This window comes from Streptosporangium sp. NPDC048886 (assembly GCF_055586905.1).
In genome coordinates, this window is the sequence record NZ_JBVJHH010000012.1 from 87,257 (window position 1) to 98,158 (window position 10,902).

Consider the following 10,902-nt stretch of genomic DNA (forward strand, 5'->3'; position numbering starts at 1 on the left):
CGACGTCGCCTTCAAGGTCGGCTGTGTCTTCTTGAGCTTGGTCACGCCCGGGATGTGGCCGACGCCGAGTGCCGGCAGTCGGGGTGGGACAGGCCCTTGGCGCGCGCCTGGTCGAGGAGGTCCTGGTCCACAGCCATGAGGGGGCCTCCTCGCGATGGTCAAAACCCTGGCGACCGGGCATATCGTCGTGCCCTAGGCTCCTCGTGCTGCGGCGCGCCGCCGGACCCCTTTTGGCCAGCAAGATGGATGGAACCTACGGTGAACCAGCCAGACATCACCACAACGGTGGATATCGCGATCGCGAATGCTGCTCGTCTGCTCTACAACGCAGAAACGATCACTGATCTGGCGCTGATGGAGCGACTCGAACGTCTCGCTGACTCGTGGGTGGCCATTGCTCAGTTCCTTCATGAACGAGATAAGGCGTAAGCGGCCGGTGACTCCCCACCTATCGACTTCCAATCGGGGCCCGTCCTACTGCTCGTATGCGGACGGATCCATCGCCGGCGCCGGCCGTGCATCGGCGATCCGATCCACCTCGGCCTGAATCTCTGTGTCATCCCGGTCGGGATGCAGGAGCCGGACGAAGGTCTCGTCGGAGGCGGCCTCGGCGCGGCGGGCAGCTCGGCCGCCGTGTCGCGATGCTCGGCGATCCGGATGGGAAACCGGGTGACGGACAGCTCCATGCAGTCGCGGCCGGTGGCCCGCAGGCAGGAGACAGGCAGACCGCGGCTGGTCTCGATCTCGACAGGGACGGGAGTCTGCGGGCTGTCGTCGTGTTCGGCCAGCACTTCGACCAGAACTCGCCGGCCGTCGGCGTCGCCGCTGATGCGCCGTTTGGCCACCGGTTTGCCGGTCTCGTCGACCAGGGCGACGTCATGGTGTTTTCCGTCCAGTCGATTCCGCATGTCACCGTCACCGGTCGGCTGTCGGGCATGGGCGTCTCCTGGTCGGGCCAGTGCGGATCTGGGTTACCGGCGGAGACGGCGATTATCAGGACTATCGACTACATGCACCGGGTTTTGATTAGGCGTGATGCATATATCAGCAGATCAGAGCGTTTGTCGAGTGCCAAACCGACCCTTGTTAACTGAGGGTTAACGCGCGTATTCTGACCTTCTCGCGTCATGTACAGGCTGTTCCGGACAGGAGGTATGTGTGGCGAACCTCGCCGACCGGCTGGGGGAGGCGCTGCGTCATCGCGGCTATTCCACCCGGAGGGCAGCGAGAGCCGTCACCGACGCGGGAGTACAGACCACTCACGTCTACATTCACCAGCTGAGCAAGGGCCAGCGGACCAATCCGACCCTGGAGCAGCTCACGGCGCTCGCTGTGCTGCTGCGGGTGCCTGTGGGATGGCTTGTGGGGGATGACATCCCTAGCCCTTTCTCTTCCGGCGACAGCGGTCCGGTCCTCCCCGACATCGAGGAGAACCCGCCGCGCCTCGTCGGAAAGCTCGACGCCGGCCAGCGCGCTGTTCTGGGCGAGCGGCTGCGGCTCCTGCGGGAGGCGCGCGGGCTGTCTCCGGCGCAAGCCGGGGACATGGTCGACGTCGATGAGCGGGTGGTCACGTCCGTGGAGAACGGCGCCGCCGAGGCTGAGACCCCACTCGACGACGTCGAAGCGCTGCTCACCCTCTACGGCGTGACCGCCCGCTTTCAGCGGGAGGCGATCCTGTCGATCGCCCGCGGCGAGCGCGAGCCAGGCTGGTGGGACATGCCCGCCATCCCGCTGTGGGTGTCGGCGACGTTCGGGCTGGAACAGCGCGCGGAGCTGATCCGCACCTACCAGCTCCAGTTCGTCCCCCCGCTGCTGCAGACCGCCGAATACGCGACGGCCGCGGTCCGCGTCTCCCAGAACCCGTTCCCGTCACCCGAGCTGATCGCGGGGGCGGTGGAGACGACGGCGCGCCGGCAGGACGCGCTGGCCCGGGAGGGCGGCCCGGCGCTGTGGGCGGTCGTCGACGAGGCGGCGCTGATGCGCTGCATCGCCGGGCCGCAGGTCCAGGCCGACCAGCTGAGCCACCTGATCGGCGTGTCGAAGCTGCCGCACGTCACGCTGCAGGTGACGCGGCTGGCGTCGTCGTACGTGCCGAGGTCGGCGCCCTTCACGATGTTCCGCTTCCCCGACAGGGACCCGGTGGTCTCGGTCCACCAGTTCGACAACGACTTCGTGCTGGACGGCACGGACGTGGACGGCTACCACGAGGCGTTCGCCAGGCTGACGGTGGCGGCGTGCATGCCGCAGGAGACGCCCGACGTGCTCACGGAGATCCGCGACAGGCTCTGCGCGCTGACGTGACCGGTGTTCCGGCCGCCCGGCCCGCGCCGGGGCACTACTGTGGCGGCGCGCACCGCCCCCCGACAGTGAAGGTGATCACGCGTGAACTTCGACACGGCCAGACCGCACCCGGCGCGCGTCTACGACTGGATGATCGGCGGCAGGGAGAACTTCCCCGCCGACCGCGAGGCCGCGCAGCGGATCCTGGAGCTCAACCCGGACGCGCGCAGGTCGTTCGTGGAGAACCGCCGCTTCCTCGGCCGGGTGGTCGGCCACCTCGTGGACCAGGGGGTCCGCCAGTTCCTCGACATCGGGGCGGGCCTGCCGGCCAGCGGCAACGTCCATGAGATCGCCCACGCCGTCGCGCCCGACACCCGCGTCGTCTACGTCGACCACGACGAGATCGTGCTGGCGCACGCCCGCGCGCTCATGGCCGGCTCCGACCGGGTGCGCATCGTCGGCGGCGACGCCACGAGGCCGCGGGAGATCCTGGACGAGCCGGTGGTGCGAGACTTCATCGACTGGTCCCAGCCGGTCGGCCTGCTGATGGTGGCGCTGCTGCACTTCGTCCCCGACGAGGCCGACCCCGCACGGATCGTGCGCACCTTCCGCGACGCCCTCCCCGCCGGGAGCTTCCTGGCGATCTCCCACGGCGTGGTGGAGGGCTGGGAGGATCGCAAGGAGCAGATCCGCAAGGCGTCGCAGGCGTACGTGCGCACCCGCGACGAGGTCGCCGACCTGTTCGCCGGGTTCGAGCTGCTGGAGCCGGGCATGGTGGATCTGGCGTTCTGGCGTCCCACCGACCCCGCCCCCGCGCCCACGGGGCTGTACGGCGGGGTCGGCAGGCTCCCTAGCGGAGTTTGACCGAGGTGGGCAGCGCGCGGAAGCCGCGCAGGTTCGGTGAGTGCACGAACTCGATGCCCGTCTCGTCGACGTCGTAGCCCTCCACCGCGGCGACGAGCTCCTCCAGGACGACCCTGAGCTGGAGGCGGGCCAGGGCCGCGCCGAGGCAGAAGTGCGGGCCGGACCCGAACGCGATGGCCTGACCCGTGTCGCGGGTCAGGTCGTAGCGGTCGGCGTGCGGGAAGACCCGGGGATCGCGGTTGGCGGACGCGCCGAGCAGCACCACGCGGGCGCCGGCCGGGACCGTCGTGCCGTGCAGGACGGTGTCGCGGGTGAGGCGGCGGGCGACCATCTGGGCGGACCCGTCGTAGCGGAGCGTCTCCTCCACCCACGCCGCGACGGCGCCCGCCCAGGCGATCGCGCGCTGGCCGGGATGGAGCCAGCCCTGGTACCAGGCGTTGGCCGCCAGCTTGGTCACCGACTCGTTGCCCGCGACGCCGATCAGCGACAGCACGGCGACGATCTCGTCGTCGCCGAGCCGGTCCCCGTCGATCTCGGCCAGGACGAGCGCGCTGACGAGGTCCTCGCGCGGCCGGGCCCGCCGTTCGGCGATCAGCTCCTTGTAGAAGGCGGTCAGGGCGGCGGCGGCGTCCCAGAACGTCTGCGGTATCCCGGTGTCCCCGTCGTAGCGGGTGATGATGATCTCGGACAGGCGCAGCATCTCCGCCCGGTCCTCCCGCGGGACGCCGAGCAGCTCGGAGATGACGTACACCGGGACCGCCGAGACCACCCCGGCGAAGTCGAACCTGGCCGCCTCCAGCGCCGGGGCCAGGAGCTCGCGGGTGAGCGCCCGTACGGCGGGCTCCAGGCCGGCCACCCGGGCGGGGGTGAAGCCCCGGGAGACGAGGGCCCGCATCCGGGTGTGGCGGGGCGGGTCCATCGCCAGGAACCCCACCAGCTCGGACGCGCCGGCGTCCCACATCTCCAGGGTGACGCCGTGCGCGCTGGAGAACAGGGCCGGGTCCCGGAAGGCCGCGTTGACGTCGGCGTGCCGTGACAGCGCCCAGAAGTCCAGCTCGGCGTTGTGGTACAGCGGCGCCTCCTCACGGAGCCGCGCGTAGGTGGGGTAGGGGTTCTCTTGCAGCGCGTGGTCGAACGGGTTGTAGAGCAACAGGCCCTCATTCCGGCGCGGCGGACACGACCTTCATCATCAGCGGACCGGACGATAAGGGCAATACGGTCATGGCTGCCTGTCGTGCCGGTCCGAGGGGCGGGGGTGAAAGGCGGGGCCGCCTCCGGGAAGGCCATGATTTCCCACCCGGAATCGATGATCCGGTGCTTAACTCGGCTATCCAGGGTAGTCGGCTGACTGCCTGGGGTAGCAGCCGTGCTCCGGGAGACACCACTGGGTCGCCGAAAAGGGGAAACAACCGGTGATAAGCGTCCTGATCGCCGAGGACATGCATCTCATCCGTGGAGCGATGGTCGCCCTGCTCTCCGCCGAGCATGACATCAAAGTGGTCGACGACGTCGGGCACGGCGACGACGTGGTGCCCTCCTGCCTGGTCCACAGGCCCGACATCGCGCTCGTCGACATCGGCCTGCCCGGCACCGACGGCCTGGCCGCCACCGCGGAGCTGAACCGCAGGCTCCCCTCGTGCAAGGCGGTGATCCTGACCGGGCTGGCGACGCCGGCCGCGCTGCGCCGGGCGCTGGACGCCGGGGCGCGCGGGTTCGTCGTCAAGGACACCCCGGCCGGGCAGCTCGCCGAGTGCGTGCGCCGGGTGGCCGCCGGCGAGCGGGTCATCGACCCCGACCTCGCCGTCGCCGCGCTCAACGCCAGGCAGAACCCGCTCACCACCCGGGAACTGGAGGTCCTCAAGGCCGCGGCCGAGGGGGCGCCGGTCAGCGAGATCGCCGACCGGCTCTTCCTGTCCGGCGGCACGGTCCGCAACTACCTGTCGCGGATCCTGTCCAAGATCGGTGCCCGGACGCGGGTGGAGGCGGTCACCATCGCCCGGGAGGCCGGCTGGCTGTGGCCGGACGACGTGCGGGAGATCGGGCTGATCCGCTACCGGGACGTCAACTGAGACCGCCGCCGGCGCGCGCCGGCGGAGACCGGCTAGCGGGGCCGTTCGAGGCCGGTGTGCGCGGCGAGGAAGGCGAGCATGTCGCCCGCCAGCCCGACCGACCGGCTGACCGCCCGGGGCCCGTGCCCGACGCCGCTCTCGTGGCGCAGCAGGATCGGCCGGGAGCCTGAGGTCGCCCCCTGCAGCGCCGCGCACATCTTGCGGGCGTGGAAGGGGTCCACGCGGGAGTCGCCGCCGAAGGCGGTCAGCAGCGTCGCCGGGTAGTCCACCCCGTCCCTGACCCGGTGGTAGGGGGAGTAGCCCAGCAGCCAGCCGAGCTGCTCGGGGTCGGCGGCCGTGCCGTACTCCGAGCGCCAGGAGGGGCCGAGCCCGGAGCGCTCGTAGCGGACCATGTCGAGCAGCGGGGCCGAGCAGACCGCCGCGGCGAACAGGTCCGGCCGCTGCGTCAGGGCGGCTCCGACCAGCAGCCCGCCGTTCGACTCGCCGCAGATGCCCAGCCGGTCGGCGCTGGTCCAGCCGTCGGCGATGAGCCGTTCGGCCGCCGCCACGAAGTCGTCGAAGACGTTCTGCTTGCGGTCGAGCATTCCGTCGCGGTGCCACTGCGCGCCCTGCTCGCCGCCGCCGCGCAGCTGGGCGAAGGCGAAGACCCCGCCGGCCTCGACCCAGGGCAGGACGTAGCTGGAGTAGGAGGGGGTGAGCGAGAGGCCGAACCCGCCGTAGCCGTACAGGATCGTCGGGCGGGGGCCGGTCCCGGGCCGGGCCAGCACGACCATCCGCACCGGCGTGCCGTCCGCCGAGGTGTAGACGAGCCGGCGGGCCGACAGCTCCGGCACCTCGACCGTGCCGGGCGCGGCGGCCCAGAGCGAGCTGCGGCCGGTGCGCGCGTCGTAGCGGTGCACGCTCCCGGGGGTGACGCTGTCGGTGTAGGTGAACCAGACCTCGTGGCCGCCCCCGGGCCGGGTGGACATCCGCCCGGCCGTCCCGAGGCCGGGCAGCGGCACCTGGCCGAGCGGCTCGCCGCTCGCCAGGTCGTGGACGCTGATCTCACTGATCGCGTGCCGGGTCCAGCCGACCAGGAGCACCGAGCCGTCGAGGACCGCGAAGTCGCCGATCACCGCCTCCGGATCCGGGCCGACCAGCTCGCGCCAGTGCTCGGGTCCGGGGCGCGCCGGGTCGGCGACGCACAGGCGGCCCCGGGGCGCGCCCAGGGTGGTGAGGAGGTACAGGCGCCCGTCGCGGCCGACGGCGGGCGCCGTCACCGCGCCCGTCCCCTCCTGGACCACCCGCAGTTCGGGGCGGTCGGGAGGGGCGGCGGACAGGTCGGCCAGCCACAGGTCGTTGCCGCCGCCGTCGGCCGCCGCCGCCACCGTCAGCCAGCGGCCGTCGTGGCTGATCCCCAGGCCGTAGGAGCGCTCGGCGGGGCAGATCACCACGTCGTCGCCGGCCGGGGTACCGAGCCGGTGCAGGCAGACCTGGCGGGAGCGGACGTAGAAGAACGCCTTCCCGTCCGGCAGCCACGCCACCGGCGCGTAGCGGCAGCGGTCGATGGGACCGTCGACGACCTGCCGGGTGCCGACGTCCATGACGTACAGCTCCGACCGCTCGTCGCCGCTCCTGGACAGCTGGTAGGCCAGCAGCCGGCCGTCGAGGTCGGGCTGCCAGTGGTCGAGCGTGGTCAGGCCGCTGGGGTCGAGCTCCGCCGGGTCGACCAGCGCCTGTTCGGCCTGTCCCGGCCCGGCGGTGTAGAGCACCGCGTGCTCCTGCCGGGCCGTACGGCGCAGCAGGAAGCGGCGCTGCCCGCGCCAGACCGGCGGGCTGACCGTTCCGGCGCCGGAGAGCTCGGCCACCCGGGCGTGCCACGCGTCGCGCCCGGCGAGCGTGGCGGCGTGGTCGCGCCACAGCCCGTCCTGGGCGGCCAGCCAGTCCCGGGTCGCCGCGCTCGCCGGATCCTCCAGCCACCGGTAGGGGTCGGGTACGGCGTGACCGTGGAGGTGGTCGACGATCGGCTGCCGCCCGGCGGGGGGGTAGATCATGGCACCAGCTCCTGGGTGTCCGAGGGGTTCCAGTGGCCGACCAGGTCGGCGTAGAGCGGTGAGGCGGCGAGCATCTCCTCGTGCCCTCCCAGCCGGACGCTCGTGCCGTCCATGACGAGGATCCGCCGGGCGCGCCGCGCGGAGGTCAGCCGGTGGGCGATGACGAGGAGGGTGCCCCCGCGGCGGGCGAACGCCTCCTCCGCGCGGGCCTCGGCCGCCGGGTCCAGATGGCAGGTCGCCTCGTCGAGGATGACCAGGCGGGCCGGGGTCAGGTAGGCCCGGGCCAGGGCCACCAGCTGGCGCTCGGCCGGCGACAGCAGGCCGGAGTGGATCTCGGCGTGGTGGCCGCCCAGCCGGGCCACCAGGGCGGTCAGGCCGACCGCCGCCACGGCGTCGTCGACGGCCTGCTGCGGCGCCTGCGCCAGGTAGGTCAGGTTCTCCAGGAGCGTGCCCCGGAAGACGTAGGCCTCCTGGGGGATGAGCACCCGCTGGGCCGGGTCGAGCCGGTCGGCCGGCACACCGCCGACGGTGACCTGTCCCGCGTCCGGCCGGAGCACGCCGGTGACGAGCGCGGCGAGGGTGGACTTGCCGATGCCGCTGGGCCCCACCACGGCGATGTGGTCCCCCTCGGGGACGGACAGGTCGAGATCGGAGATGACCGGTTCGGCGTGCGGGCCGTAGGCGAACCGCACGCCGCGCAGCCGCACCTCCACGTCCCGGGCCGTGCTCCGCGCGGTCGCCGGGTGGACGGGAGCGCCGGAGCGGAGGATGCGGTCGAGCGACACGCGCAGCCGGACCCCGCTGATGCCCAGGCCCTCCACGAGGTTGCCGAGCGCCGGCGCCAGTGACTGCGTGACGTAGGCCAGGGCACCGAGGATCACCCCGGCCCCGGCCCCCTGGCCCAGCAGCCAGGGGGTGCCGGCCAGCACGAGCAGGACCGGCAGCCGGCCGCCCACCGCCAGCGACAGCGTCCGCACGGCGGTGACCCTGGCGAGCGAGCGCCCGGCGGCGGCCTGCTCCGCCACCTGCCGGCCGACCCCGGCGGCCACCCGGTCGTCCGCCACGCAGGCGGCGACGTCGCGCAGCCCGCCGGTCACGGCGGTGACCGCCTCGGCGGTGCGCTCGTCGGCCAGCAGGAACGCCCGCTGCCGCCGGGCCATGGCCGGCAGCGAGAGCAGGAAGAGGCCCAGGCCGGCGACGAAGGGCGGCAGGACCAGCACGAGCACCTGGGGGATCAGCGTCATCAGGCCGAGCACGACGCCGGCCACGGTGAAGACGAAGGACCTGACGACGGTGATGACCGAGGCCAGGGCGTCGCGGGCCAGCTCGACCTGCAGGTTCGACCGGGCCACCGCCGCGGTGTCCGCCCCGTGCCCGGATGCCGCCGACCGCTCCAGCGTGCTCTCGACGACGTGGCCGAGCAGCTCCTCCCGGAACGGCTCCACGATGGCGGCGACGGCCAGCACGACCTGCCGCGCGCCCGCCGCGGCCAGCAGCCAGGCGCCGGCGAGGACGGCCAGCCAGGCGGCCCCGGTGCCGGGCCGGCCGGCGGCGAACCCCTCGTCTACGGCCCGCGCGATGGCGAGGCCGATGACGAGGGCGGGTGCGGTCTCCGCGACGGACCAGAGGCCGAGCCTGACAAGCAGGCGGGGGTCCCGCCGGAGCGCCCGGCGGATCGGGCGGTCGACCGGGCCGGCCTGGGCGGGGGCGCGGTGGCCGCCGCCCGCGGGGCCGGCCGCGGGGCGGGCGCGGTGGCCGTCGGCGGTGGCCGTCCGGGGCGGGGGGCGGCGGCCGCGGCTCACGGGGCGTCCGCCTGGAAGACGGCCCGGTATCCGGGGTCGTCCCACAGCGCCCGGTGCGTGTCGTAGGCGCGCACCCGGCCGCCGTCCAGCCAGATCACCCGGTCGGCCGCCGCCGCGGTCGCCACCCGGTGGGTCACGATCAGGCGGGTACGGCCGCGCAGCTCGCCGGCGAGCGCCCCGCCGACCTGCCGCTCGGTGACGGTGTCCAGGCTGGAGGTGGCGTCGTCCAGGACGAGCAGGCGCTCCCCGTGCGCGAAGGCACGGGCCAGGCCGATCCGCTGCCGCTCCCCGCCGGACATCGGAGCCTCCCGCAGCGGGGTGTCGTATCCCAGCGGGAGCCGCCGGACGAAGGCGTCGGCGCGCGCCGCGCGGGCGGCCGCGCGCACGGTCTCGGGGGCGGGGCCCTCGAGACCGAGGCCGATGGCGTCGGCGACGGTCTCCCCCACCAGGACGGGGCGTTCGAAGGCGTGCCCGACGGCCCGGCGCAGCGCCTCGCGGGAGAGGTCGGGCAGCGGCACGCCGTCGAGGCGGACGGTCCCGCGGAGGGGGTCCACCAGGCGTCCGGCGAGGGCGGCCAGCAGCGACTTGCCGGCGCCCGACCGGCCGACCACGGCTACCGCGCATCCGCCGGGGACGACGAGGTCGACGTCGCGGAGGCCGTCGGCGGCGACGCCGCGCAGCTCCAGCGTGCCGGGACCGGCGGGCAGCGGCCGCCCGCCGTACGTCCGGGGTCCCTCGGCGATCAGCTCGACCACCCGGCCGGCGGCCGCGCGCGCCCGGGCCAGGCGGTTGACGTAGCCGAGCGCGGCGCCCAGGCCGGCTCCCAGCACGGCGTAACGGGCGGCGGAGTAGAGCTCACCGGCCGTGAGGTCACCGGCCGCCAGGCGCAGGCCGCCCACTCCCAGCACGGCCACCTCCAGCAGCGGCACCACCGCGCCCGCCTGGACGCCGGCCCGGGCGTTGGCCCGCCACATGTCCATGGCGTGCGCGCGCAGCCGGGGGAGCGCGGTCAGCACCCGTGACTTCTCCTGCGCGGCGGTGCCGGCCGCGGCGATCGTCCGGGCCCCGGCGAGGGCGTCGACCAGGCGGGCGGCGATGTCGCCCTGGGCCCGCTGGTAGTCGCCGGCGATCGAGGTGGTCGTGTGGAAGAACGCCCGGAGCACGAGCGCGATGAGGACGAGGGCGGCGACCAGGGTCAGGGTCAGCCAGAAGTCGATGAGGGAGAGCGCCACGACGCCGCCTGCGGTGGGGATGACCAGTGCCGCCCCGGTGACGATCGCCTCCGGCGCGCGCCCGGCCTCCTCGGCGTTCACGCCTATCCGGGTGACCAGGTCCCCCTCGGGGAACCGGCGGGTCATCGCGGGGCCGGCCCCGAGGACGTGCCGCACGATCCGGTGCCGGAGCCAGGCCGAGACCTGGGCGCCGCTCGCCCCGGCGCCCCAGACGCCGAGGGTGTCGCAGAGCACCGCCACGGCCACGACCGTGGCGCAGGCGCCCAGCCAGAGTCCGCTCGCGGGCTCGGCCGCGACCAGGCTGTCGACCGTCCTGCCCAGGAGAGCGGGCAGCGCCAGCTCCGCGAGCGCGCCGAAGACGGAGGTGAGGGCGAGGACGCCCAGCCAGGGGCCGCCCCGCCGGACGGTCTGGGCCACCAGCCGATCCGCCAGCCGATCTGCCGTCCGCACCGGTCGGTCCTCCTTCTTCGAGAAAGGGCGATGCCCGGGACGGCTGCCGTCGCCGGCCGTCCCGGGCACCTGACTCACTAGTGGCAGAGCAGGAGGCTGAGGTTGCTCGGCTTGGCCGACTCGCAGCCGAGGACGGTCAGGGTGCTGCCACCGCCGCCGCCGTGGCCGCCGC

The 10,902-nt window shown here is 73.8% G+C and carries 10 protein-coding genes; 5 read left to right on the forward strand and 5 right to left on the reverse strand.

The window, feature by feature from the left end; all coding sequences use genetic code 11:
* The first annotated feature begins 258 nt into the window (after positions 1–258).
* The 4 genes from ACZ6R6_RS16780 (at position 259) to ACZ6R6_RS16795 (ending at position 3,144) form a co-directional block, all read left to right on the forward strand.
* Positions 259–429, forward strand: a complete 171-nt coding sequence (locus tag ACZ6R6_RS16780; RefSeq protein ID WP_306868099.1) for a hypothetical protein — start codon at positions 259–261, stop codon at positions 427–429.
* Positions 430–641: 212 nt separating this feature from the next.
* Entirely contained in the window at positions 642–1,094 is a 453-nt protein-coding gene (locus ACZ6R6_RS16785; RefSeq protein WP_470094203.1) for a hypothetical protein, read from the forward strand.
* 64 nt (positions 1,095–1,158) lie between these two features.
* Positions 1,159–2,301 (forward strand): Scr1 family TA system antitoxin-like transcriptional regulator, encoded by a 1,143-nt coding sequence (locus tag ACZ6R6_RS16790; RefSeq protein ID WP_470094204.1) that lies wholly within the window; start codon positions 1,159–1,161, stop codon positions 2,299–2,301.
* A gap of 81 nt (positions 2,302–2,382) precedes the next feature.
* Positions 2,383–3,144 carry an SAM-dependent methyltransferase gene (locus ACZ6R6_RS16795; RefSeq protein WP_470094206.1) on the forward strand — a complete coding sequence of 254 codons (762 nt, stop codon included), beginning with the start codon at positions 2,383–2,385 and terminating at the stop codon, positions 3,142–3,144.
* On the opposite strand, the gene ACZ6R6_RS16800 is transcribed toward ACZ6R6_RS16795, so the two are convergent.
* Complete coding sequence (locus ACZ6R6_RS16800; protein ID WP_470094208.1) at positions 3,131–4,294, reverse strand: cytochrome P450; 1,164 nt, start codon at positions 4,292–4,294, stop codon at positions 3,131–3,133. The genes ACZ6R6_RS16795 and ACZ6R6_RS16800 overlap by 14 nt on opposite strands.
* Positions 4,295–4,556: 262 nt before the next feature.
* On the opposite strand from ACZ6R6_RS16800, the gene ACZ6R6_RS16805 reads away from it, so the two are divergent.
* Positions 4,557–5,213 carry a response regulator gene (locus tag ACZ6R6_RS16805; RefSeq protein WP_470094210.1) on the forward strand — a complete coding sequence of 219 codons (657 nt, stop codon included), beginning with the start codon at positions 4,557–4,559 and terminating at the stop codon, positions 5,211–5,213.
* A 32-nt stretch (positions 5,214–5,245) separates the two neighbouring features.
* On the opposite strand, the gene ACZ6R6_RS16810 is transcribed toward ACZ6R6_RS16805, so the two are convergent.
* From ACZ6R6_RS16810 to ACZ6R6_RS16825, 4 genes are all read right to left on the reverse strand, one after another.
* A complete protein-coding gene (locus tag ACZ6R6_RS16810; protein ID WP_470094211.1) occupies positions 5,246–7,246 on the reverse strand; it encodes a prolyl oligopeptidase family serine peptidase in 2,001 nt (666 codons plus the stop codon).
* On the reverse strand, positions 7,243–9,048 hold the full coding sequence (locus tag ACZ6R6_RS16815) for an ATP-binding cassette domain-containing protein (protein WP_470094213.1): 1,806 nt from the start codon (positions 9,046–9,048) through the stop codon (positions 7,243–7,245). Before ACZ6R6_RS16815 ends, ACZ6R6_RS16810 begins: the two co-directional genes overlap by 4 nt.
* Positions 9,045–10,730: an ABC transporter ATP-binding protein gene (locus ACZ6R6_RS16820; protein ID WP_470094215.1), complete on the reverse strand. Its 1,686-nt coding sequence runs from the start codon at positions 10,728–10,730 to the stop codon at positions 9,045–9,047. The genes ACZ6R6_RS16815 and ACZ6R6_RS16820 overlap by 4 nt, the downstream gene beginning before the upstream one ends.
* A 77-nt stretch (positions 10,731–10,807) precedes the next feature.
* Positions 10,808–10,902: SapB/AmfS family lanthipeptide (locus tag ACZ6R6_RS16825; protein WP_470094525.1), on the reverse strand; the 95-nt coding region annotated here is incomplete at its 5' end.

Bases quoted from the DNA above. Each gene is read 5' to 3' on its own strand.
- ACZ6R6_RS16785 (WP_470094203.1), top strand. From the start codon at position 642: ATGCTCGGCGATCCGGATGGGAAACCGGGTGACGGACAGCTCCATGCA.
- ACZ6R6_RS16810 (WP_470094211.1), bottom strand. From the start codon at position 7,246: ATGATCTACCCCCCCGCCGGGCGGCAGCCGATCGTCGACCACCTCCAC.